The sequence below is a fragment of the Devosia sp. Z6_126 genome, from assembly GCF_058133495.1.
Genome location: NZ_JBYUNO010000003.1, coordinates 40,978 through 64,941 on the forward strand (window position 1 = coordinate 40,978; position 23,964 = coordinate 64,941).

The window sequence follows — 23,964 nt, forward strand, 5'->3', positions numbered from 1 at the left end:
AGCATGTGCTCGCAGAAAGAACGCCGGTTCGCGCAAATCGTTGCTCGCCCCATTCAACTGTCGCAATGAAGCATTCACTTACCATAGAGCACTCATTCCCCGTTTTGCAGCGCGCCCGCGGGGCCGGTGAACTCCGCACCAAGGAGCGCGCCGGGGCGACGCGGATCGACACCCTGTTCCAGGATGGATGCGCCAAGATCCGCCTGCCCAACACCCATGGGCAACATCTCGAAGCGGTGTTGATCAACACCGCGGGGGGCCTGACCGGCGGCGACCAAATGGCCTGGTCGGCGCAGGTGGCCCCGGACGGCAAGCTGCTGGTGACCACCCAGGCTTGCGAGCGCATCTATCGCTCCTTAGGCGGGCCTGCGCAGGTGCAAGCCCGGCTCGAAGTGCGCGCTGGCGCGCATCTGGACTGGATGCCCCAGGAAACCATTCTCTTTGAACATAGCGCCCTCAACCGTCGTATCGACATCGAACTGGAGGCCGGCGCCACTCTCACCGCCGTTGAAGCGGTTCTGCTCGGGCGCGATGCGATGGGAGAAACCGCGTCCCGTGCCGCCCTGACCGATCAATGGCGGGTGCGGCGCGAGGGCCGCCTTATTCATGCCGAAGCGAACCGGCTGACGTCGGAATCCTCGCCGCGCGAAGGTTTGTCGCTGCTGGCCGGCCATCGCGCCTTTGCCACGATCCTCCACATCGCCGCGAGCGCTGATGCCGCCGAAGCCCAACTTGCCCGAGTGCGCCAAACCATTGCAGATCTGGACGGGCCCATCGCGGCCAGCGTCGTTGGCGAACGGCTCGTGATCCGCGCACTCGCTCCAGGCGGGCTTGCGCTACGGCGCCAAATTGTTCCACTTCTTGCCCAGCTCTCCGGCACCGGCAGCGTGCCGCGCCTGTGGCATCTATAGGACTTCCGATGAACCTGACCCCCCGCGAAAAAGACAAGCTGTTGATCTCCATGGCCGCAACCGTCGCCCGTCGGCGGCTGGAGCGCGGCGTCAAGCTCAACCATCCCGAAGCCATCGCGCTGATCACCGACTTCGTCGTGGAAGGCGCGCGCGACGGGCGGCCGGTGGCCGAACTGATGGAAGCCGCGGCCCATGTGGTCAACCGCGACCAGGTCATGGAAGGGATTGCCGAGATGATCCATGACATCCAGGTGGAAGCAACCTTTCCCGACGGCACCAAGCTGGTTACCGTCCACCAACCGATCCGCTGAGCCGAGTCTGCTCGGCAGCCCAAGAACCAACAGGTCCCGTCCATGATTCCAGGTGAAGTCATCACCGTTCCCGGCGATGTTGAACTAAACGCCGGCGCTGCTGTGACCGTGCTCGAAGTGGCCAATACCGGCGATCGCCCGGTGCAAGTCGGCTCGCACTATCACTTCTATGAAGCCAATGCGGGACTGCGCTTTGAGCGCGAGCAAGCCCGCGGCATGCGGCTCGATATCGCAGCGGGAACTGCCGTGCGCTTCGAGCCCGGGCAAACCCGAGAGATCAGGCTGATCCCGCTTGGCGGCGACCGGCAGGTGTATGGATTTCGCGGGCAGATCGGCGGGGCACTATGAGCGAGACCGAAGTGGGACAGCGCGAAGAGTTCAAGCGGCGCCTGGCAGCAGTGATGGCAGACCTCAACGGGGATGGCATCCGCAGCGCGCCTGCCATGCTGACGCTGGGCCATCTGGCGCAGGGCATCGCCGACCAGCTCAGGGCTGCAACCTGGCCCGATGCCAAATCCGCCATGAACATGACCTTTGTGCGCGCGGTGCTTGGGGAATTCGGCACCCAGATGGACACCCATCAGCGCGCCGGGCGGATCAACCAGGCCTATGCCATCCAGGCCCTTTCCATGTCGATCCTGGCGCGCAGCCATGCCGATGATCCCGTCGTGGCTCAAGGCGAGCAACTGATCGACACCTTGATCGAACGCGCCATCGCCTTTTACCGCCAGCAGCGCCCCGCCAAGTCGAACTGATCGCCCGACCAACCCTCAGCCGCCCACCACCGGAGCCGTCTCAATGCCCGCCCGCATTTCCCGCGCCACCTATGCCGACATGTATGGCCCGACCACCGGCGACCGGGTGCGCCTGGCCGATACGGAACTCTTTATCGAGGTGGAAAAGGACTTCACCACCTATGGCGAAGAGGTCAAGTTCGGCGGCGGCAAGGTGATCCGCGACGGCATGGGCCAGTCCCAGCGGACCCGGGCAGAAGGCGCCGTGGATACGGTGATCACTAATGCCTTGGTTGTCGACGTAACAGGAATCTACAAGGCCGATATCGGCTTGAAGGACGGCCGGATCTTTGCCATCGGCAAGGCGGGCAATCCCGATACGCAGTCGGGCGTCAACATCATCATCGGCCCCTCCACGGAGGCCATAGCCGGGGAAGGCAAGATCCTGACGGCGGGCGGCATGGATGCCCATATTCACTTCATCTGCCCCCAGCAGATCGAGGAAGCGCTGATGAGCGGGGTGACAACCATGCTGGGGGGCGGCTCGGGCCCGGCGCACGGCACTTTGGCGACCACCTGCACCGGCGCCTGGCATATCGGGCGGATGATCGAGAGCTTTGATGCCTTTCCGATGAACCTGGCGCTAGCGGGCAAGGGCAATGCTTCGCGCCCTGCCCCCTTAGTCGAAATGATCCTGGCCGGTGCATCATGCCTCAAGCTGCACGAGGACTGGGGCACCACGCCCTCGGCCATCAACAACTGCCTCTCTGTCGCTGACGAGTTTGACGTGCAGGTGATGATCCACACCGATACGCTCAATGAATCGGGCTTTGTGGAAGACACGATCGGCGCCTTCAAGGGCCGCACTATCCACGCCTTCCACACCGAAGGCGCCGGTGGCGGGCACGCACCCGACATTCTGAAGGTGGCGGGGCTGCCCAATGTGATCCCCTCTTCCACCAATCCGACCCGGCCCTATACGGTCAACACCATCGCCGAGCATCTCGACATGCTGATGGTGTGCCACCACCTCGACCAGAACATTCCCGAGGATGTGGCTTTTGCCGAGTCGCGCATTCGCAAGGAAACCATTGCGGCCGAAGACATCCTGCACGACATGGGCGCGCTCTCGATCATCTCGTCGGACAGCCAGGCGATGGGCCGGGTCGGCGAGGTGCTGATCCGAACCTGGCAGACGGCCGACAAGATGAAGCGGCAGCGCGGACAATTGCCGCAAGAAACGGGCAGCAATGACAATTTCCGCGTCAAGCGCTACATCGCCAAATACACCATCAACCCCGCGATCGCCCATGGCATGAGCCAGCATATCGGCTCGATCGAAGCGGGCAAACGGGCGGACCTCGTGCTCTGGAGCCCGGCTTTTTTCGGGGTCAAACCCGAAATGGTGCTGCTTGGCGGCTCGATTGCCGCTGCCCCCATGGGTGACCCCAATGCCTCCATCCCGACGCCCCAGCCCATGCATTACCGCCCGATGTTCGCCGCCTTCGGCAAGCTCGTGACCAACTCATCGGTCACCTTCATTTCGCAAGCGGCCTATGAAGACGGCTTGCGCGGCAAGCTGGGCGTCGACAAGCAATTGTTGCCCGTCACCAATACCCGTGGTGGTATCGGCAAAGCAGCGATGATCCACAATACGGCAACCCCGGTTATCGATGTTGATCCCGAAACCTATGAAGTGCGAGCCGATGGAGAGTTGCTGACTTGCGAACCGGCAACCGTGCTGCCGATGGCGCAACGCTATTTCCTGTTTTGACTGGGACCGGCCTAGATACAAGCCTTCCCGGCTGCACTAATCTTGCTGGGCGGCAGTCTGCCGCGGATCGTTGCTGGAGGCGTTGATGATCTACCTTCTCGCACTTCTTATTGGCGTCGTTGCCGGCTTGCGCGCCGTGACCCCGCTGGCGGCCGTCAGTTGGGCGGCCGCTCTGGGCTGGATCGACCTCAGCAACAGCTGGGCGTCGTTCATGGGGTCGGCGATAACACCCTGGATCTTCACCATCCTGGCCGTGGTGGAGCTGGTGACCGACCAACTGCCGCAAACACCCAGCCGCAAGGTGCCGATGCAATTTGGCGCCCGCATCGTGACCGGCGCCTTTGCCGGAGCCGTGCTTGGCATCTCGGGCGACGGCCTGATCGGCGGATTGATCGCCGGCGCCATAGGGGCGGTTCTGGGCACCCTGGGCGGTGCTGAATTGCGCGCCCGCATGGCCGCCGCGTTCGGCAGCGATCGACCCGCGGGGCTGGTGGAAGACGTTATCGCGATTGTTCTGGCTTTTGCTATAGTGGCGCTGGTCTGAGCGCCATCCAATTTCCGCCGCTTGTTGGTGCAAGTCTTTGGGCTGAGGTCGATTGGGAGAGCCACGATGATCACGAAACGAGTTCTGGCCGCGCTTGCGGTGCTCACCGGCACGGCAGTGCCGGCCATGGCAGCGCAGACCAGCGTTTCCATAACGCTGGGCAACGAAGGTGGCGATCTGGAGCGCCGAGTGACCGTCTATGATTGCGAAGTGGGTGATCCCATCAGCGTGCAATACATCAATGCCGCCCCCAACTTCCTCGCCATCCTGCCCGTGCCCGACCAAACCGAACCGCTGGTATTTGCCGCGGTGCTCTCCGCTTCGGGTGTGCGCTATGCCGCGGGGCAATTCATCTGGTCCACCAAGGGTGTCGACGCGACGCTGATCGACATCACCGAAGGCGAGGATGCCGACCCGATCAATACCTGTAGTGAAGTCAACAACACCCCCTGAGCCCTCGTTCAGGCAACAGAGTGAACCCATGCTGCGTGCCTCCGCCCACCTGCCCCCCGGCCATGGCCGTGGGGATGCCTTTGACGTCATCAGTCTTGCCCATGACGAGCGGCGGCTGCGCCGCAAGCTCCTGACCCTGCGCGGCGGCACCGAAGTGCTGGTGGATTTTCCCCAAACCCTGACCCTTGAGCATGACGGGGCCTTGCTGCTCGAGGACGGGCGCCTTGCAGGGATCATTGCTGCGGACGAATTGCTCTATGAGATTCGCGCCGACGATCGCGCCCATCTGGTGCGGCTCGCCTGGCATATCGGCAATCGCCACACTTCAGCGCAGCTGGAGGGGGATCGCATCCTGATCAAGCGCGATCACGTGCTCAAAACCATGTTGGAAGGGCTCGGTGCGCGCATCACCAATATCTCCGAGCCGTTTTTCGCCGAGCACGGCGCCTATCACAGCCATGGCGATGCCGGGCACGCCTTGCTTAACCGATGAGCAGCGGCGACCTGCAAAAGCTGCTGACCTGGCTGTCACCCGCCTTTCCCGTCGGGGCTTTCGCGTGGTCAGCGGGGCTCGAAACCGCCATCCAGAGCCGTGTGGTGCATGACCGCGCCACGACGCAGGACTGGATCGAGGGCAGCCTGCATCATGGTGGGCTGCGCACCGACGCCATCCTCCTGGCGGCCGCCCAACGCGTGGCCGATGACGCGGCAGCATTAAGTGAGCTTGCCGACTTGTGCCTCGCACTGACGCCGGCGCGAGAACGACACACGGAAACCGTCACTACAGGGGATGCCTTTGCTGCGGCAGCGCAGGCCTGGTCCGGGACGGGGACCCTGGTGCTGCCACAGCCCTGCCCCTACCCCATCGCCGTAGGCGCCATTGCCGGCAAGCACGGGCTTGAGCCCGGCGCCACACTCCTGGCCTTCATCACTGCGGCCGTGCATGCGCAGGTCTCGGTGGCTGTGCGGCTCGTGCCCATCGGCCAAACCGATGGCTTGCGGATCATGGCTGCGCTGGAGCCGGCGGTCGCGCAAGTGGCGACGTTGTGCGGGAGCGCTGGCCTCAACGAGATCGGGGGCATTGCCTATGCCGCCGATATCGCGCAAATGGCCCACGAGACCCTCCATACGAGAATCTTCCGCTCATGAGCATGTTCATTGCTGCCTTCATGTTCATTCCCTTGCTGGCGGTTTCGTTTGCCCACCTACTCTGGTCGGTGGGCACGACCTGGCCGATCCGCAACGAGCAATTGCTCGCCCAAACCGTTGTGGGCACCCCGGGCGTCACGCGGATGCCGCCTCGGCTGGTTTCGCTTGCCGTAGCAATCGGCACGCTGGCCGCCGGCATCGTCGCCCTGGCACTCGCGGACCATGACAGCGGCGGCGCCACCCTGACACTGGTCGGCGGGCTGTGTGCGATCCCATTTTTGGCGCGAGGAGGCCTGGGCTATACCGCCCGCTGGGCGGAACGGACGCCTGAACCAAGCTTCCGGTTCAACGACCGGCGGGTTTATTCACCGCTTTGCCTGTTTATCGGGCTGGGCTTTCTGGCACTTGTTCTCTTGAGGCTCCTATGAAGTCGCTCAACGGTCCCCTCCGCATCGGCATTGGCGGACCCGTCGGTTCGGGCAAGACGACGCTATGTGAGATGCTGCTCAAATCCATGCGCGAGCGCTATTCCATGGCCGTGGTGACCAACGACATCTACACCCAGGAGGACGCGCTGATCCTCGCCCGGGTGCAGGCGATCTCGGAAGACCGCATTGTTGGCGTGGAAACCGGTGGCTGCCCGCATACGGCGATCCGCGAGGATGCCTCGCTGAACCTGGCCGCAATCGACGCGCTCAACCGCAAGTTCCCCGATCTCGACATCATCCTGATCGAAAGCGGCGGCGATAATCTGGCCGCAACCTTCTCGCCCGACCTGGCTGACCTCACCATCTACGTAATTTCGGTGGCCCAGGGCGAAAAGATCCCGCGCAAGGGCGGCCCGGCGATCTCGCGCTCGGACCTGCTGGTGATCACTCATACCGATCTGGCGCCACATGTGCGCGCCAGCCTTGAAGTGATGGAAAGCGATACGCAAAAGGTGCGCGAGGGCCGCCCCTATGTGTTCACCGACCTGCTGCGCCGCGAAAGCCTCGATCAGATCATCGCCTTCATCGAAAAGGCCGGCGGGCTGGCCGAGGTGACCGCGGCGGCGGAATAGCAGTGACCGTCTTTCTGCGCTTGCGGGCGAGCCTTACGGGCTCGCCGCCGGCGCCGGTCTGGCCCCAAGGCACATACCGGATGCCGCTGGCGGAGGCCCGACCGCGAGACCTGCACGACCTGCTGGTGCTGGCTTACCGCGATGGCGGCGGCAGTGTCCCGCCCTTTGAGACCTGGTGGACAGGGCTTGTCGAGGATGACGAGTTTCATCCCGAGCTCGTCATCATCGCCGCGGACGCGAATGACCGGCCCATCGGCATTGCCCAGTGCTGGACTAGTGGCTTCATCAAGGATCTGGCTGTTGCGCCTGCATGGCGCCATCGAGGTATTGGGGCAGCCTTGCTGCGCACCGCCTTGGCCGTCTTTGCCGCCGAGGGGCTGACCCAGGTTGATCTCAAGGTGGAGGCCGACAACCTTGCGGCGCAACGCTTTTACCGCGGCATGGGCATGGTCGAGGCGTCGGACTAGGAAGCAACCATCACCACATGGCTGACCAGACGACCATCGGCGAAATGATGGATCATCAGCCCCGGTGGGTCGACGCGTTGAGCCTCCTTGCCATCGAGGCGCAGCTTGTTGGAGCGCGCCACAGAAGGAGCCATCGTGGCGGGGCGGCCGGCAAAGCTCGTGAACAATGGTCGGTGCACATGCCCGCAGGTAAGGCCTAGCACCGGCGAGGCAGCCGCAGCGATCGTGTCCGCCAAGGCGGCGCCGTTAAGGCAAATATTGCGATCCTTGTTGTCGATGCCGCAGCGAAAAGGATGCTGGTGCTGGAACAGGAGCGCTGGCGGGCCCTGCTCCGCCAGCTGCTCCGCGAGCCACCCAAGCACCGGTGCAGCGTCACCATGGTGCTGACCGGCCACGGTCACATCCAGCCCGATCAATCGCAGCGGCCCGCCATCCCGGACGCTATTCAGGGCGCCTACCGGTCCCCAACCGTGCTCGGCGCCGAAGACGCGCCGCATGGGGCCGTGGTGATCCATATTGCCGGGCACAACCTGGACCGGCGCCTTGAGCGATCCCAGCCGTTCGGCAACATCAGCATAGCTTTGCAGTGCGCCATCTTCCGCCAGGTCCCCGCTCACGATTACCGCGTCCGGCGCGAGAGGGCGCAGCCAGGTCAGCACGGCATCGAGCCGGGCCAGCGCCTCTCGGGTTCCGTTGGCGTGGATATCACTAAGCTGGGCGATGATCATTGTTTGCCTTTCCCCGAACCAGAGCCACTACCGAACGGGGCCCCAAAGTAACCGTTCCGCCGCCGATCACCGGGTGCAGGTCGGAAGCGAGGCCCACACTCCAGTCGCCAGCGGGCAGTTGCGCGACGAGGCTATCGTGCCGGCGGTTGAACCAGATCAGCACGTCATCGGAGCCGTAGCAGAGATGCATGCCGAGAACCGAAGCATTGGGATGCTCCCATTCGACGCTGTTCATCTCGTGCCCCGATGGGTGCAGCCAGGTCACGTCGCGCTGACCGGCGGCTCCGGTCCCGTTGAGGAAGCGATCAGTATGCACCGCCGGATGGTGCTGGCGAAAAGCGTAAACGGCAGCAACAAGGGCCGCTAGCTCCCGATCGCCGTTGGACCAGTCCAGCCAGGTGATCTCGTTATCCTGCGCATAGGCATTGTTGTTGCCCCCTTGCGTGCGGAACAACTCGTCGCCCTGTTGCAGGAGGATGCCGCCGCGCGACAGCAGCAGCGTGGCGAGCAGCGCGCGCACATCGCGGCGGCGGGCTAGATTGATCTGCGCATCCTCGGTTTCCCCTTCCACGCCGCAATTCCAGGAGAGATTGTGATTGTGCCCGTCGCGGTTGTCTTCGCCATTAGCCTGATTGTGCTTGTGCGCAAAGCTCACCAGATCGCGCAGGGTGAAGCCGTCATGCACGGCCAGCAGATTGATCACCGAAGCTGGCGTTTGCCCATCGCGATTAAACAGCTCGGCACTGCCGGCAAGCTTGGCTGCAAACCGGCCGATGGAGCCGGGCTCGCCGCGCCAGAAGGCCCGCACCCCATCCCGATAAGTGTCATTGTGCTCCCGGAATGGCGGCCCGAACTGGCCCAGCTGATAGCCGCCCGGACCCGGATCCCAGGGTTCCGCGGCAAGGATGCACCGGCTCAGCAGTGGATCGGCCTTGATCCGCTCGAGCAGTTCGGCGCTGGGATTGAACTCGGGCTCGCGCCCCAGGACCGGCGCCAGATCGAAGCGAAAGCCTGACACACCGCCCTCCTCCACCCAATAGCGCAGGCTGTCGATGACGAGGCGCTGCGTCGCTGGATGATTGCAGCGCAGCGTATTGCCAGTGCCGGTATAATTGACGAGTTCCTGCCGTTCTTCGCGATCGGCAAACCAGAAATAAGCTTGCGGATCGATACCCATGAGGCTCAGGATCGGGCCTTGCGCATCGCTTTCGCCGGTGTGGTTGAACACCACGTCCAGGATCACCGCTATCCCCGCCTCCCGATAGCGGTCCGTGAGCTGGCGCAGATCGGCGATACCGCCGGGTGCAAGGCGCGGATCAATGGCGCCATAGGCGATGGGATTATAGCCCCAGGCATTGCTCAGCCCCAGCGGCGGCAGGTGCCGCTCGTCAATCCAGGCGGTCACGGGCATCAACTGCAGGGCGTCGACGCCAAGCTGTTGGAAGTGCTCGATCACGGCCGGCGCACCCAAGCCCTTCAGCGTACCGCGCTCGGCCGGTGGGACCTGGGGGTGGCGCATGGTGAAACCACGCACATTGAGCTCGTAGAAGAACTTAGGAGTCGTCAGGAGCGGCCCAGTCGCAGCCGTAAGCTTTTCGACGACAACGGCCTTGGGCACCAGTGGCGCAGTATCGAAGGAGGGGTCTCGTGGGCAACGCAAATCGGGCGAATAGGCGAAGGCCCGATCCAGTTGCCGGGCATAGGGATCAACGAGGAGCCGCGCAGGATCGAAAAACAAGCCGCTATCGGGCGCATATGGACCGTCGACACGCAGCCCGTAGCGCGTGCCGACGCCCAGACCGGCGATCAGAGCGGCATGGATACCGTCGTGATGCACATCGAATGGAAAGCGATGAACCTCGCTGTCATGCTCATCGAAGATCGATACCCAAAGCGCTGTTGCAGCAGAGGAAAAAACCGCGAAGTTGACCCCCTCAGGGGTGATCGTCGCGCCCAGATCATGGGTGTTGCCGCGGCCGGGGAGCAGCCGCGGCACCATCTCAGGTGATGACACTCGGTGCCTCACGGCCGGTGCGCTGCTGAACTCCGGCAAGCTGGTCGGCAATGGCGATCAAAGGCTCCAGAGCCACTTGCGTTTCCAGATCGTGACGTCCGTCGGCCTCCTCGTAACGCTCGAGATACAGCCGCAAGGTGGCACCAACGGTACCCGTGCCGCTCAGGCGCAGGACGATGCGCGAGCCGTCAGTGAAGCCGATGCGGATGCCCTGCTTGGCGCTCGTGGAGCCATCCACCGGATCATGGTAGGTGAAGTCATCGGCATAGGCGATCTGCAGGTCCTCGCCGAAGGTCTGGCCAGCAAGGCTCGGCAGGCGCGCACGCAGATCATCGACCAGCGCATTGGCGATGGCAGCATCGACCTCCTCATAATCGTGCCGCGTATAGTAGTTGCGCCCGTAAGTGGCCCAATGTTCGCGCACAATCTCGTCCACGCTCTGCCCGCGCGCGGCGATGATGTTGAGCCACAGCAGCACGGCCCAGAGCCCATCCTTTTCGCGCACGTGATTGGAGCCCGTGCCCGCGCTTTCCTCGCCACAGATGGTGACGCGGCCAGCATCGAGAAGATTGCCGAAGAACTTCCAGCCGGTGGGTGTCTCGTGCATCTCGATGCCCAGCTTTTCCGCGACCCGGTCCGCCGCGGCGCTGGTGGGCATGGAACGAGCGATCCCGGCAATGCCGTTGCGATAGCCGGGCGCGAGATGCGCATTGGCGGCGAGCAGCGCGAGTGAATCCGAGGGGGTAACGAAGCGGTTCTTGCCGATAATCAGGTTCCGGTCGCCGTCGCCATCGGAGGCGGCGCCGAAATCAGGACCCTCAGGCGTCATCAGCAGGTCGTGCATGTCCTTGCAATAGACGAGGTTCGGATCGGGGTGGCCGTTGCCGAAATCAGGCGACGGTGTGCCGTTCACGACAGTGCCCTGAGGAGCACCCAGTCGGTCCTCGATGATATTCTTGGCGTAGGGCCCGGTAACCGCATGCATCGCATCAAAGGTCATGCGGAAACCACCGGCAAACAATGCGCGGATGGCGTCGAAGTCGAAGAGAGTTTCCATCAAGGCCGCGTAATCAGCCACGGGGTCGATCACCTCGACCACCATGTCGCCGACGCGCTGACTACCCACCTGCCCCAGCGCCACATCGGGCGCATCGGCGGTTTTGTAGCTCTCGATCACCTTGGTGCGGGCGAACACCGCATCGGTGATCTTTTCGGGCGCCGGCCCGCCATTGCCGATATTGTACTTGATGCCGAAATCGCCTTCCGGCCCACCAGGATTGTGGCTAGCCGACAGTACGAGGCCGCCAAAGGCGCCGTAGTGGCGAATGATGTGGCTGGCGGCGGGCGTCGAGAGCAGGCCGTTCTGCCCCACCATCACCTTGCCAAAGCCATTGGCAGCCGCGATGCGGATCGCCTTCTGGATGGCCACATCATTGTAGAACCGGCCATCGCCGCCGATCACGAGGGTCTGGCCCGCAAACCCCTCGAGCGAGTCAAAGATCGCCTGGATGTAGTTCTCGACATAGTTCGGCTGCTGATAAACGGTTACGCGCTTGCGCAGCCCGGATGTGCCCGGCTTCTGGTCGGGGTAAGGCGTGGTTTCAATCGTCTTGATCATCGTCATTCTTGAGCCGGAGGAGAGAGGCGTAAAGGTCTGCATAAAGGCCGGCGCTGGTTTCCCAGGACACATCAGCCTTCATGCCGCGGCGCTGCATTTTCTTCCAAACCTTGTCCTGGCCGTAAAGCCTGACGGCTTTGCGCAGGGCTTCAGCAAGGGCCTCGACACTGTTGGGCGCAAACTGAAATCCGGTGGCGACTTCCGCCTGCAGCGCGGCGGGATTGGCGTCGATCACCGTATCGGCCAAACCGCCGATGCGGCTGACAACCGGCACGCAGCCATAGCGCAGGCCATAAAGCTGGGTCAGCCCGCAGGGCTCGAACCGCGACGGGATCACAATAGCGTCGCACCCGCCCTGCATCAGGTGAGACAGGCTCTCGTTATAGCCCACGACGAGGCCAACCTTGCCGGGGTAAGCCGCGGCCATGTGGCGGAAGCCATCCTCAAGATAAGCTTCTCCCGAGCCCAGGACCGCGAGCCGGCCACCGGCCCCGATCAGGTCGGGCACAGCTTGCAGCAGCAGGTCCATGCCCTTCTGGTCGGTCAAGCGGCTGACCACGCAGAACAGCGGGCCGTTCACGCCGTCCAGGCCGAACTGCTCAACCACCGCGGCCTTGTTTACGCGACGCATATGCACAGTGCTGGAGGTATATTTCTGTGCCAGCACCGGATCGGTCGCGGGGTTCCAGGTCTGGGTGTCAATGCCGTTCAGAATGCCCGCAACGGTACTCTGGCGGGCGTTCAGCAGCCCTTCGAGGCCGAGGCCGAACTCGGGCGTGCGGATTTCCTCGGCATAGGTGGGGCTGACCGTGGTGACAAAGTCAGCGCATTCCAGCCCCGATTTCAGGTAAGAAATGCCGCCGTAATACTCGACGCCGTGCACGCTGAAGGCCTGTGGCGGCAAGCGCAACTGGCCAAAAATCTCGGCGCCGAAAAAGCCCTTAAATGCCATGTTGTGGATGGTCATCACGGTCTTGATCCGGTCCGAGCGGCCGAACTTGATATAGGCCGGCGCGAGGCCCGCCTGCCAATCATGGGCATGAATGATCTGGGGGTGATAGCCCCCGACCATACCCATGGCCAGCTCGGCCCCGACCCAGCCCAGCGCGGCAAAGCGCTGCCAGTTATCTGGCCAGTCCCCTTCGGGGCCGACATAGATGTTGCCGGGGCGATTATAGAGATGCGGCGCATCGATGATGATCACGTCGAGGCCAGCCGTTCGGCCGGCCAGCAGCCGTGCGGGACCGCCAAAGAGATCGTCGAGCTCCTTGACCACCCGACCACCTTCCATCTGCCCCAGCACGCTTGGATAGCCGGGGACAAGGGTGCGCATATTGACGCCGCGGCCAGCCAGTGCGGCGGGCAAGGCGCCCGTCACATCGGCCAAGCCGCCGGTCTTGATCAGCGGGTAAACCTCTGACGCGACCGAGAGAACTTCGATCATCGGCTCGCCAGGTATTTGTTGATCATGGGCTGGGTGATCAGCGTCACGCCATCATCGCTGCGGCGGAACCACTTGGCGTCGAACTCGGGATCCTCGCCGACCACGAGGCCCTCGGGGATGTTGACGCCGCGATCGATCACCACCTTGCGCAACCTGGCACTGCGGCCGATGTCGCAATAAGGCAGCACCACCGCTTCGTTGAGTTCCGAATAGGAATGGACGCGCGAGCCGGTCGAGAGCAGCGTGCGCTGCAGCGAGCCGCCCGAAATGATGCAATCGCCCGAGACCAGCGAGTTCACCGCCGCACCGCGCCGCCCGTCATAGTCATGCACGAATTTGGCCGGCGGGGTGATCTCCGCATAGGTCCAGATCGGCCAGTCGCGGTCATAGAGATCGAGCTGGGGCTGGATGTCGGTGAGGTCGATCGAGGCCTTCCAATAGGCGTCGATCGTACCGACGTCGCGCCAATAGGAAACTTCTTCCTTGGACGAGCGCACGCAGGAGCGTGGGAAGCGGTGCGCCCAGGCGGTGCCGTTCTTGACGATATAGGGGATGATGTCCTTGCCGAAGTCCCGATTGGAGCCTTCGGTGGCCGCATCGCGCCGCAGCTGCTCCATCAGGAACCGCGTGTCGAACACGTAAATGCCCATCGAGGCCAGCGCCATGTCCGGCTTGTCGGGGATCCCCGGCGGGTCCTTGGGTTTTTCGACGAAATTGACGACGCGGTCGCGGCCATCCACATGCATCACGCCAAAGCCGGTGGCTTCCATCCGCGGCACTTCAAGGCAGCCAATGGTCACGTCGGCGCCGGTGTCCACATGCTGGCGCAGCATGATTTCGTAGTCCATCTTGTAGATGTGGTCGCCCGCGAGGATGACGATATAGCGTGCGCCGGAATCTTCGATGATGTCCATGTTCTGGTACACGGCATCGGCGGTGCCGGCATACCACATATCCTCGCGCACCCGCTGGCTGGCTGGCAGCACGTCAAAGCTTTCGTTACGCTCCGGACGCAGGAAGTTCCAGCCGCGCGACAAGTGCCGGATCAGGCTATGCGCCTGGTATTGCGTCGCCACGGAAATGCGGCGAATGCCCGAATTGATGGCGTTCGAGAGCGCAAAATCGATGATGCGCGACTTGCCGCCGAAATAAACGGCCGGCTTGGCGCGCCGGTCGGTCAGTTCCATTAATCGCGTGCCACGGCCGCCGGCCAACACATATGCCATCGCCTCGCGTGCCAGCGGCGACGGCGCCCGATAATCAGCCATTTAATCCCTCCAAAATAGCCCGGTTTGACCCGGAGCGTTCTTCGGCCCCCGCCGGTTCACGCAGGTTCGAATTTCAAGAACAGTGTCGAAAGCGGCGGCAGATAAATCTCGGCTTCCGCCGGCCAGTGCATGCCTTCAACGGGATAAGCGGTCACTGCACCCTGGTTGCCCGTGTTGCTGCCCGAATACCAACCCGCATCGGTGTTGATACGCTCGACCCACTTGCCGGCAATCGGCATCGGGATCTTGTAGTTGCTGCGCGGCACGGGGGTCATGTTGGACACCACCAGCACCGGATCGGCGCCCGGGGCCTTGCGCAACCAGGCAAAGACGGAATTGGCGTGGTCATTGCCAATGACCCACTCAAAGCCTTCCGGCTCGCAATCACGCTCGTGCAGGGCGGGAAGCTGGCGATAGGCAGCATTAAGGTCGGCGACGAGCCGCCGCAGTCCCTCATGCATGCCTGCTTCCAGCAGCCACCAATCCAGCGAGTGGGCCTCGGTCCATTCTTCGCGCTGGCCAAACTCCTGCCCCATGAACAAGAGCTTCTTGCCGGGATGCCCCCACATGAAGGCGTAGTAAGCCCGCAGATTGGCGAATTTCTGCCAGTCATCGCCCGGCATTTTCTCGATCAGTGACTTCTTGCCATGCACCACCTCGTCATGGCTGAGCGGCAACACGAAGTTTTCCGTGAACGCGTAGACCGTGCCGAAGGTCATGTCGTTGTGGTGGTAGCGGCGGTGGATCGTTTCGCGGCTCATGTAACGCAGGGTGTCGTTCATGAACCCCATGTTCCACTTGAACCCGAAGCCCAGGCCGCCCGCATCAACGGGGCGGCTCACCCCGGGCCAAGACGTGGACTCTTCGGCGATCATGAATGTGCCCGGATGAAGCCGATAAGCCTCAGTGTTTACCCGCTGCAGGAACTCGACCGCTTCCAGGTTTTCATTGCCGCCATGCTGGTTGGGCACCCACTCGCCGGGCTGGCGGGAGTAGTCGAGATAAAGCATCGACGCCACGGCATCGACGCGCAGACCGTCAAGGTGGAACTGCTCGAGCCAATACAGGGCATTGTTGACCAGGAAGGACACAACCTCGCGCCGGCCAAAATTGTAGATCGCCGTGTTCCAGTCGGGGTGGAAACCCTGGCGCGGATCGGCATGCTCATACAGCGCCGTGCCGTCGAAATGAGCGAGCCCATGCGCATCGGTGGGGAAGTGCGCGGGCACCCAGTCGAGAATAACACCGATGCCGGCTTCATGAGCGGCATCAACAAAGCGCGCGAAGCCTGCGGGATCGCCGAACCTTGCCGTCGGCGCATAAAGCCCGGTGGGCTGGTAGCCCCAGCTCGGATCGTAGGGATGCTCGGTGATCGGCATCAGCTCGATATGGGTGTAGCCCATATCGGCGGCATAGGGGACAAGCTGCTCGGCAAGCTGTTCATAGGACATGAAGCCGCCATCGGGCTTGCGCCGCCATGAGCCCAGATGCACCTCATAGATGGACATAGGCATGCGCCGCCAATCCTTGGAGCGGCGCTCTTCCATGTATTGGGCATCCGTCCACACGAACGGCGAGGGATCGGGGACCACGGAAGCGGTGCGCGGGCGCATTTCCGCCTGGCGGGCGTAAGGATCGGCCTTGAGCGGCTGGGTGACGCCGTCTGGACCGACGATCTCGTATTTGTAGAGCGTGCCCGTTCCGAGCACGGGGATGAAGACTTCCCAGACCCCGGTATCTAGCCGCTTGCGCATGGGATGGCGCCGGCCGTCCCATTCGTTGAACGAGCCAACGACGCTCACGCGCTGCGCATTGGGCGCCCAGACAGCAAAGTGGGTGCCATGGATGCCTTCGAATTCCATCTCATGCGCGCCAAGCTTGTCGTAAAGCCTGAGATGGCTGCCTTCGCCGATATAGTAGTCGTCGAGCGGGCCGAGTACGGGACCAAAGGAATAGGGATCATAGACATCCCACTCCCCGCCCGCATTGCTTGCCTTATAGCGGATCGGCTGGCGGGCAGCTAGCGGGACCGGGCCTTCGAAAAAACCAGCCGGATGGCTTTGCAACAGTTCGCCAAGGAACTCGCCGCCCAGCGTCCAAGCGCTCAGTTTCTCGGCGTGCGGCACGAATGCGCGCAGCACCATCTGTCCGTTACTCTCGTGCAAGCCCAGAAAGGCGAACGGGTCGGCATGACGCCCACCGACGATCGCTTCCACTTCCCGGGCATCTGCCTGCCAGTCCTGCCTGTCCACCCGCGCATCCTTTGTCCGATCACAGCCGGTGAAAGCCGGCTAGACCTCATTGTCTTATTGCATTCATCGGACGCGCTCCGCTGCAACCTAGGTTGCAGCGACGGGCACGCCCCAGATTTCTTCGGCATATTGCTTAATCGTGCGATCCGAAGAGAAAAAGCCTACGCGCGCCGTGTTGCGAATGCCCATGGCATTCCAGCGCGCCTTATCGAGCCACAAGCCATCCACCCGTGCCTGAGCCGCCACATAGGAATCGAAATCTCGCGCAACCATGAACCAGTCGCGGTCATAAAGCCCGCCGATCAGATCGCCATAGCGATGCGGATCGTCGGGCGAAAACACGCCCGAAGCGATCGCTTCGAGAGCTTCCTTGAGAGCTGGCGAACTATCGATGGCCTGGATGGGCGCCTCGTGCCGCGCTCGCTTGTCGTTGACCTCTTCAGTGGACAAGCCAAAGATGACGATGTTTTCCGCGCCAACTTCCTTGTGCATCTCCACATTGGCGCCATCCATGGTGCCAATTGTGATGGCGCCATTGGCCATGAACTTCATGTTGCCGGTGCCCGATGCCTCCATCCCCGCTGTCGATATCTGCTCAGACAAATCGGCTGCTGGCATGATCACCTCGGCGAGGCTGACATTGTAGTTGGGCAGGAAGACCACCTTGAGAAGACCGCGCACCGCCGGGTCATTATTGATGACCTTGGCGACGTCGTTGATGAGTTTGATGATGAGCTTGGCGTTCCAGTACCCTGGCGCTGCCTTGCCCGCGAAGATCTTAACGCGGGGCACCCATTCGCGTTCCGGGTGAGCGCGAATTTCCTGATAAGCGGCAACGGCTTGGATGATGTTGAGCAACTGTCGCTTGTACTCGTGGATGCGCTTTACCTGGACGTCGAACACGGCGTCCGGTGAGACTACGATGTTCATGCGATCCTTGATCAGGCGGGTCAGCCGATCCTTGTTCCCGCGCTTGACTGCGGCAAACTTATTCTGAAAGGCCGGATCCTCGGCGTGATCAGCGAGCGCGTGGAGCGCATTCACATCATCCAGAAATGCGGGCCCAATGGTTTCGGTGATGAGCTTGGTGAGTTCGGGATTACACTGCATCAGCCAGCGGCGCGGCGTAATGCCATTGGTCTTGTTGGTGATCCGGTCGGGATAAAGCTTGTGCAGATCGGAAAACACCGTCTGCTTCATGAGCTCGGTGTGGAGCGCCGACACACCATTGGTGGCGTGCGAGCCGACGAAAGCCAGCTGGCCCATGCGCACCCGCCGCCCGCTATTCTCATCGATCAACGACAGATTGGCCACCTGCGCATCGGTGAACTCGGCGCTGCGCCGCGCTTCGCCCAGAACTTGGCTGTTGATCTGGTAGATGATCTGCATGTGCCGCGGCAGCATGCGCTCGAGCAAGGCCACCGGCCAGCTTTCCAGCGCTTCGGGCAACAGGGTGTGGTTGGTGTAGCTGAAGGTTGCCTTGCAGATCGGCCAGGCGACGGACCAATCCAGACCATGCAAATCCACTAGGATGCGCATCATTTCGGCAATCGAAATGGCCGGGTGCGTGTCGTTGAGCTGGATGGCGACCTTGTCCGGCAGGGAATGCAGATCGCCATATTGCTGCAAGTGCCGGCGCACGATGTCCTGCAGGGAAGCCGAGGAGAAGAAAAACTCCTGACGCAGCCGCAACTCCTGCCCGGCGGCGGTCGAGTCAGCGGGGTAGAGCACCCGTGTGATCGCCTCGGCCCGTGAGCTTTCCTCGAGCGCCCCGAGATGGTCGCCCGAATTGAACTTGTCGAGGAGGATGGGATCAATCGGCTGGGCGCTCCAAAGGCGCAGCGTATTCACCCGCGCTCCGCGCCAGCCTACAATGGGTGTGTCGAAGGCGACGGCAAGGAAATGATCGTTGGGGCGCCATTCCTGGCGCACCGTGCCATCGGGCCCTTCAACCGGCTCAACGATGCCGCCGAAGCCAATTTCATAGGAGCTTTCGCGCCGCTCGAATTCCCAGGGATTGCCGTGGGCGAGCCATTCTTCGGGCAGCTCCACCTGCCAGCCTTCGCTCATTTCCTGGCGGAACAGCCCGTGCACATAGCGGATGCCATAGCCATAGGCAGGGATCTTGAGCGAGGACATCGACTCAAGAAAACACGCGGCAAGACGGCCTAGGCCGCCATTGCCGAGCGCGGCATCAGGCTCCAGATCGATAAGGTCGCCCAAATCGACATTGAGGTTCTTGAGGGCTTCTCTCACCGGCTCAAGCAGGCCCACATTGCTCATGGCGTCGCGCATCAGGCGGCCGATCAGGAACTCGAGGCTGAGATAATAAACGCGCTTGTGGGAGGTGCGCCAGGTTTCGCGCGAGGACTCCATCCAGCGGTCCATCACCCGATCGCGCACCGCCAGAATTGTCGCCGCCAGCCAGTCATGAGGCCGCGCGACAATGGGGTCCTTGCCGACCGAATAGATCAGCCGTTCAAGGATCTCGGCTTCCAATGCCTCCACTGTAGTGGCACGAGGCTGGGGGGTGGGAGCGTCGTAGACGATTGGCTTCTGGGGCATATCGCGATCCGGAATACGTGACGAACAGGTCCCTCTTAGACTTTAGTCTGGCATTTAACCAGTGTTGGTTAAAGCCCTCACTTTGGCGGCACTAACGGGCTCCTCCCACCGAAGACGCTTCTTTAGCGTCTTCGTCGATGTCCTCCTCACGCACGGCAACACCGCTTTCACGCGCCTGATCGACCGCATTGCTGAGCAGCAAGTGGCGCCCTGCCATTTGCGCGCCGCCCACCATCTGCAACTCGAACCGCTGGCTGTCGCGCTCGCGAACGCCCGCCACGACCTGGTCGGCTTCTTCCTGGCTGGCGCCAAGCAGCGTGATCGCCTTGCCGCCAAGGATCAACGAGGACTCGAACAGTTCGCGCTGTTGATACTCGACCCCGGCTTTGACCAGTTCAATGGCGTGCCCGCGGTCGAATGCACGAGCCATGACCTTGGCAAGGGGAAACTCGTCACGCACCAATTCGGCAATGCGCGTTGCACTCGCCTTGTCATTGACGCAAATCAGGATGATCTCGGCATTATCAGCCCCTGCGGCATGCAGGATATCGAGCCGCGTTCCATCCCCGTAATACACCTTGAAGCCGATCTGCGAGGCAGCCCGGATCATGTCGGTGTCATTGTCGATAATCGAGACGGAATGATGCATCGCCAGCAGCGGCTGGCTGGCGATCTGGCCAAAGCGCCCGAAGCCGATGATGAGCACCCTACCCCTTAGATTGCTGGCCCTATCCACCCCATCCATGGATTGGGTGGTCTTTGGCGTCACAAAACGCAGGCCCGCGATCGCAAAGGGGGTCAGGACCATCGAGATCACGACTGTGGCGGTGAAGATGGAGTTGGTGGGTGCGTCGATGATGCCGGCGGCTGTCGCCGTCGTGTACAACACAAAGGCAAATTCGCCGCCCTGCGACATGAGCACGGCGCGCTCCAGCGCTTCGCCATGGGAGGACCGCAACAGGCGGGCAATCGCATAGATGCCAATACCCTTGACCAGCATATAGCAGGCAACACTGAGCGCAATGATCGCCCAGTTGTCCGCGACAATGCGCAGGTCCAGCGACATCCCGACGGCAAGGAAGAACAGCCCGAGCAGGATGCCGCGGAACGGCTCCACATCCGCTTCCAGCTGATGCCGGAAGGTCGAGGTCGAGAGCAGCACGCCAGCCAGGAAGGCTCCCATGGCCATGGAAAGCCCGCTCAGCTGAAACAACAAGGCCGCGCCCAGGACCACCAGCAATGCAGCGGCAGTCATGACCTCACGCTGCTTGGTGGAGGCCAGCGCTGCAAAGAGCGGGTTCATGATGCGGCGCCCGAGAAAAATCAGCAGCAGCACGGCGCCAAGCGCGATGGCAATGCTCACCAGGCGGGTACCGAAGCTGTCCGATCCGCCGGAATGGCCGAGCAGCGCCACGATGGCCAGGAGCGGCACGATGGCAAGGTCTTCGAGCAGCAGAACGGAGACCATTTTCTGGCCGCTATCTGTGGCAAGTTCCCCGCGCTCGCCGAGAATTTGCATGACGATGGCCGTCGAGGTCAAAACGAAGCCCATGCCGGCGACAAAGGCCACCGGTGGCGCAAAGCCGAGGAGAATGCCCACCCCCGTCAGCAGCGCGCCGCAGACCAGTACCTGGACGACCCCCAGGCCAAAGATCTGCTTGCGCAGCGCCCACAACCGCGTCGGCTCCATTTCGAGGCCGATGATGAACAAAAAGAGGACGACGCCGAGCTCGGCGGCCGAAAGCACGGCTTCGGGCTCATGGATCACGCCCAGCACGGACGGGCCAAGCAACAACCCAGCCGCGAGATAACCCAGCACTGAGCCGAGCCCGATGCGTTTGAACAATGGTACGGCAAACACACCTGCCGCCAGCAGCACCACGATGGGTATCAGGTCCACCCCGTGACCTGCCGCTTCCGTTACCACGTGTTCCACACTCGATTCCTTGTCTTCGATGAACCCGGACTGTTCGGCAGCAAAGCGACATCCGTCAAGCACATGACGGCATGGCAGCTATTCGGCTATCGCGCCGGGCGCCAGCCGATATAAGGTTTGGCGCGCCAGGCCCTTGGCGCCACTCAGCTATTCTTCGATCCAACAAAATTCAGGTTCTTCCATGACCCGCAAGATCATCATCGACACCGATCCCGGCCAGGATGATGCTGTCGCCATGCTGCTGGCGCTGGCATCACCTGAGGAACTTGAGGTTGTGGGGGTGGTCGCTGTTGCAGGCAATGTCGGTGTTGCGCAAAACGCCCGCAACGCGCTCAAGGTGGTCGAGCTTTCCGGCCGCAAGGACATTCCCGTGTTCGCCGGCTGCGGCCGCCCCATCCGGCGCCCGCTGATCACGGCCGAGCATGTGCAAGGCGAAACCGGCCTCGATGGCCCCGACCTGCCGGCCCCCAAGCTCCTGCTCGAGCGGATGCACGGGGTGGACTTCATCGTAAATACCCTGCTCGCTTCCGAGCCGGGCACGGTAACCCTCTGTGCGCTGGGGCCTCTCACCAATATTGCGATGGCGCTCATCAAGGAGCCGCGGATCGCCGAGCGCATTGCCGAGATCGTCTTGATGGGCGGCGCTTACTTCGAAGTCGGCAACATCACGCCAGCGGCCGAATTCAACATCTATGTTGATCCCGAAGCCGCAGATGTTGTGCTGCGTTGTGGGGCGCCAATCACCATGATGCCGCTCGACGTTACGCATGGCGTACAGTCCACACCGGAGCGGCTCGCCGCCATCCACGCCCTGGGCAATCGCGCCAGCACGGCGGTGTACGAGATGCTGAGCTTTTCCCAGGATTTCGATTTGCAGAAATACGGCTGGTCAGGCGCCCCGCTGCATGACCCCACGGTGATCGCTTATCTGCTCAAGCCCACCCTGTTCACCGGCCGTCACTGCCATGTTGCGGTTGAAACGGGGAGCGAGCTGACGCGCGGCATGAGCGTGGCTGATTTTTGGCATGTCACCGGCAAGCCAGCCAATGTGCAGTTCATGCGCCACGCCGATGCCGATGGCTTTTATGCCTTGCTGGCCGAACGGCTGGCCCGGCTACCCTGAGCCTTGCCGGTCATGCAGAATTGAGCGGACTACTGCGCGCTTCTTGCGCATCGCGCTTGCCTTGCCAACGGCTTATGCCTAGCTGGCATCATGCAGTTTGAAGTGACCCATGCCCGCTATTCGGCCGAGCACCGGCGGCTGCATTTCACCGCGTCGGGCATCCGCAACGGCGTGAGTTTCACCGTTGTCAGCGATGTGCTTTGCCTGCGTGATCCCTCCACCCCCGAGAACGTGCATCTGGCGGCGCTGCTCAAGCTCACCGAACTGTTCAGCCGCCCCAGTGCCTCGGGGCGCTGAGCCCCAGCTCCAGCGTCAGACCCTGACGGAAGTGTCACTTCCTTGGCAGTTGACCCTTTCGGCCCTCCCGACACTTTGCTACACACCCAGCCGGGGCCTATAGCTCAATGGTTAGAGCCGACCGCTCATAACGGTCTGGTTCCAGGTTCGAGTCCTGGTGGGCCCACCAATCTATTCAAGTACTTAGAGTTAGGCCCTTCGGGTCGGTCTGGCTCGGATACGGTCGGACCTTGCGCTTTCGCGCGGCTCCCCCAACACATCGATGATATAGAGTTCGCGCAGGGCTACTAGCAGCACCACCGTCAGCGGCACGCCCAGGACAATTCCCAGTGGTCCGAACAGCAGTGCCAAGCCCACCACCGAAAATAGCGCGACGACTGGCGGCACCTCCACCGTCCGTTTCTGGAGGAGCGGCATGAGGATATTGCCCTCGCTTTGCTGGATGAGGACGTAAACCCCTAAGACCCACCAGAAGGTGTTGACGCCCTGAGCAATGGCGGCCAACCCAAGTGGAATATAGGCGACGATAGCGCCGACATAGGGCACGAATTCCAGCAGACCTGCAATCAGCCCCAGGGCCAGCGCGGAGGGAACTCCGAACATGGCGAGAACCGCAGCGGTTGCACCGCCGATAATCACCATGGCAATCACCTGCCCCGCCAGCCAATGTTGCAGTGACCGTGCCGCCAGATTGAGCGTTTGGCGCAGCCGCTCGCGTCGGGACCGGGGCACCAGCAAGAGGGCCCCTTCCCGATGACCCTGTGGATCAAGCGCCAGAAAGACGCCGCCGGCCACGACAAGGATGCTGGATGATACAGTGCTGAACACACTCGGCACATAGCCCAGAGCGTCCTGGAGCCAACTGGTGTAGTCAGCATGGGCGACCCATTGCTGCACATCCAGGCCAAATCGGGTTTTCAGTTCAGATGCCACCAAGGGAACTGCGTCACGCAGGGTCGAGACTTGCTCGACCACCTGAGCGCCCATCAGCCAGACCAGGCCGACAACGAGGGCGACAATGATCAGGCAAGCGACTGCCACCGCCCCTTTGAGACGGAGCGGCAGGATTTTGCGCACCAGTTCGGCCACGCTCCAGATGATCACTGCCAACAGGATCGCGGCGAAAAACAGCAGCAAGATCTGGCGCAGGAACCATGCGACGAGCATTAGGCCAACAACCGCGCCGATCACCAGCGCATAGAGCGCGACCTCGGCTGGACCGGTCTGGATGGGCGCGGGAGTGGGGGTGGTTTGCTGGTCGCTCATGGCTGAACCCTGCAAACGAAAGTCAAACGCTGCGACGAGCGGTTTGTATC

At 62.4% G+C, this 23,964-nt stretch carries 23 protein-coding genes and 1 tRNA gene; 15 read left to right on the forward strand and 9 right to left on the reverse strand.

What is annotated here, in order from left to right; all coding sequences use genetic code 11:
- Positions 1-65: 65 nt before the first annotated feature.
- The 12 genes from AC3YOG_RS12325 to AC3YOG_RS12380 all read left to right on the forward strand — a co-directional run bounded on the left by AC3YOG_RS12325 (position 66) and on the right by AC3YOG_RS12380 (position 7,403).
- Complete coding sequence (locus AC3YOG_RS12325; RefSeq protein WP_489935300.1) at positions 66-911, forward strand: urease accessory protein UreD; 846 nt, start codon at positions 66-68, stop codon at positions 909-911.
- A gap of 8 nt (positions 912-919) precedes the next feature.
- Positions 920-1,222 carry an urease subunit gamma gene (locus AC3YOG_RS12330; protein WP_489935301.1) on the forward strand — a complete coding sequence of 101 codons (303 nt, stop codon included), beginning with the start codon at positions 920-922 and terminating at the stop codon, positions 1,220-1,222.
- Between the two features lie 42 nt (positions 1,223-1,264).
- The gene (locus tag AC3YOG_RS12335; RefSeq protein ID WP_127753596.1) at positions 1,265-1,570 is read left to right on the forward strand and encodes an urease subunit beta; all 306 of its coding nucleotides are present in this window, start codon (positions 1,265-1,267) and stop codon (positions 1,568-1,570) included.
- Positions 1,567-1,977: a hypothetical protein gene (locus tag AC3YOG_RS12340; RefSeq protein ID WP_489935302.1), complete on the forward strand. Its 411-nt coding sequence runs from the start codon at positions 1,567-1,569 to the stop codon at positions 1,975-1,977. Before AC3YOG_RS12335 ends, AC3YOG_RS12340 begins: the two co-directional genes overlap by 4 nt.
- A 43-nt stretch (positions 1,978-2,020) precedes the next feature.
- On the forward strand, positions 2,021-3,730 hold the full coding sequence (ureC, locus tag AC3YOG_RS12345; RefSeq protein ID WP_489935303.1) for an urease subunit alpha: 1,710 nt from the start codon (positions 2,021-2,023) through the stop codon (positions 3,728-3,730).
- Between the two features lie 85 nt (positions 3,731-3,815).
- Positions 3,816-4,274, forward strand: coding sequence for a DUF4126 family protein (locus tag AC3YOG_RS12350; RefSeq protein WP_489935304.1), 459 nt, complete (start codon positions 3,816-3,818; stop codon positions 4,272-4,274).
- Between the two features lie 66 nt (positions 4,275-4,340).
- Positions 4,341-4,727, forward strand: a complete 387-nt coding sequence (locus AC3YOG_RS12355) for an MliC family protein (protein WP_127753600.1) — start codon at positions 4,341-4,343, stop codon at positions 4,725-4,727.
- A 28-nt stretch (positions 4,728-4,755) separates the two neighbouring features.
- Entirely contained in the window at positions 4,756-5,220 is a 465-nt protein-coding gene (locus tag AC3YOG_RS12360) for an urease accessory protein UreE (protein WP_489935305.1), read from the forward strand.
- Positions 5,217-5,876, forward strand: a complete 660-nt coding sequence (locus AC3YOG_RS12365) for an urease accessory protein UreF (RefSeq protein WP_489935306.1) — start codon at positions 5,217-5,219, stop codon at positions 5,874-5,876. The genes AC3YOG_RS12360 and AC3YOG_RS12365 overlap by 4 nt, the downstream gene beginning before the upstream one ends.
- A complete protein-coding gene (locus AC3YOG_RS12370) occupies positions 5,873-6,304 on the forward strand; it encodes a DUF3995 domain-containing protein (protein WP_489935307.1) in 432 nt (143 codons plus the stop codon). The genes AC3YOG_RS12365 and AC3YOG_RS12370 overlap by 4 nt, the downstream gene beginning before the upstream one ends.
- Positions 6,301-6,936, forward strand: coding sequence for an urease accessory protein UreG (ureG, locus tag AC3YOG_RS12375; protein ID WP_127753604.1), 636 nt, complete (start codon positions 6,301-6,303; stop codon positions 6,934-6,936). The genes AC3YOG_RS12370 and ureG overlap by 4 nt, the downstream gene beginning before the upstream one ends.
- A 2-nt stretch (positions 6,937-6,938) precedes the next feature.
- Positions 6,939-7,403 (forward strand): GNAT family N-acetyltransferase, encoded by a 465-nt coding sequence (locus AC3YOG_RS12380; RefSeq protein WP_489935308.1) that lies wholly within the window; start codon positions 6,939-6,941, stop codon positions 7,401-7,403.
- Here AC3YOG_RS12380 and AC3YOG_RS12385 read toward each other — a convergent pair.
- The 8 genes from AC3YOG_RS12385 to AC3YOG_RS12420 all read right to left on the reverse strand — a co-directional run bounded on the left by AC3YOG_RS12385 (position 7,400) and on the right by AC3YOG_RS12420 (position 21,219).
- The gene (locus tag AC3YOG_RS12385) at positions 7,400-8,131 is read right to left on the reverse strand and encodes a metallophosphoesterase (RefSeq protein ID WP_489935309.1); all 732 of its coding nucleotides are present in this window, start codon (positions 8,129-8,131) and stop codon (positions 7,400-7,402) included. The genes AC3YOG_RS12380 and AC3YOG_RS12385 overlap by 4 nt on opposite strands.
- Entirely contained in the window at positions 8,112-10,130 is a 2,019-nt protein-coding gene (gene glgX, locus AC3YOG_RS12390) for a glycogen debranching protein GlgX (RefSeq protein ID WP_489935908.1), read from the reverse strand. The genes AC3YOG_RS12385 and glgX overlap by 20 nt, the downstream gene beginning before the upstream one ends.
- Position 10,131: 1 nt before the next feature.
- Positions 10,132-11,763, reverse strand: coding sequence for an alpha-D-glucose phosphate-specific phosphoglucomutase (locus AC3YOG_RS12395; protein WP_489935310.1), 1,632 nt, complete (start codon positions 11,761-11,763; stop codon positions 10,132-10,134).
- Positions 11,747-13,204, reverse strand: coding sequence for a glycogen synthase GlgA (gene glgA / locus AC3YOG_RS12400; protein ID WP_489935909.1), 1,458 nt, complete (start codon positions 13,202-13,204; stop codon positions 11,747-11,749). Before glgA ends, AC3YOG_RS12395 begins: the two co-directional genes overlap by 17 nt.
- The gene (gene glgC / locus AC3YOG_RS12405; RefSeq protein WP_127753609.1) at positions 13,204-14,475 is read right to left on the reverse strand and encodes a glucose-1-phosphate adenylyltransferase; all 1,272 of its coding nucleotides are present in this window, start codon (positions 14,473-14,475) and stop codon (positions 13,204-13,206) included. The genes glgA and glgC overlap by 1 nt, the downstream gene beginning before the upstream one ends.
- Positions 14,476-14,531: 56 nt before the next feature.
- Positions 14,532-16,727 carry a 1,4-alpha-glucan branching protein GlgB gene (gene glgB, locus AC3YOG_RS12410; protein WP_248305100.1) on the reverse strand — a complete coding sequence of 732 codons (2,196 nt, stop codon included), beginning with the start codon at positions 16,725-16,727 and terminating at the stop codon, positions 14,532-14,534.
- Between the two features lie 87 nt (positions 16,728-16,814).
- A complete protein-coding gene (locus tag AC3YOG_RS12415) occupies positions 16,815-19,292 on the reverse strand; it encodes a glycogen/starch/alpha-glucan phosphorylase (RefSeq protein ID WP_489935311.1) in 2,478 nt (825 codons plus the stop codon).
- Between the two features lie 91 nt (positions 19,293-19,383).
- Complete coding sequence (locus tag AC3YOG_RS12420) at positions 19,384-21,219, reverse strand: monovalent cation:proton antiporter-2 (CPA2) family protein (protein ID WP_489935910.1); 1,836 nt, start codon at positions 21,217-21,219, stop codon at positions 19,384-19,386.
- 190 nt (positions 21,220-21,409) lie between these two features.
- Between AC3YOG_RS12420 and AC3YOG_RS12425 the strand changes: the two genes are divergently transcribed.
- The 3 genes from AC3YOG_RS12425 to AC3YOG_RS12435 all read left to right on the forward strand — a co-directional run bounded on the left by AC3YOG_RS12425 (position 21,410) and on the right by AC3YOG_RS12435 (position 22,817).
- Positions 21,410-22,351 carry a nucleoside hydrolase gene (locus AC3YOG_RS12425; protein ID WP_489935312.1) on the forward strand — a complete coding sequence of 314 codons (942 nt, stop codon included), beginning with the start codon at positions 21,410-21,412 and terminating at the stop codon, positions 22,349-22,351.
- Between the two features lie 90 nt (positions 22,352-22,441).
- A complete protein-coding gene (locus AC3YOG_RS12430) occupies positions 22,442-22,648 on the forward strand; it encodes a hypothetical protein (RefSeq protein WP_127753612.1) in 207 nt (68 codons plus the stop codon).
- Between the two features lie 93 nt (positions 22,649-22,741).
- Positions 22,742-22,817, forward strand: a tRNA-Ile gene (locus tag AC3YOG_RS12435).
- A 20-nt stretch (positions 22,818-22,837) separates the two neighbouring features.
- Here AC3YOG_RS12435 and AC3YOG_RS12440 read toward each other — a convergent pair.
- The gene (locus AC3YOG_RS12440) at positions 22,838-23,914 is read right to left on the reverse strand and encodes an AI-2E family transporter (RefSeq protein WP_489935313.1); all 1,077 of its coding nucleotides are present in this window, start codon (positions 23,912-23,914) and stop codon (positions 22,838-22,840) included.
- Between the last annotated feature and the right edge of the window lie 50 nt (positions 23,915-23,964).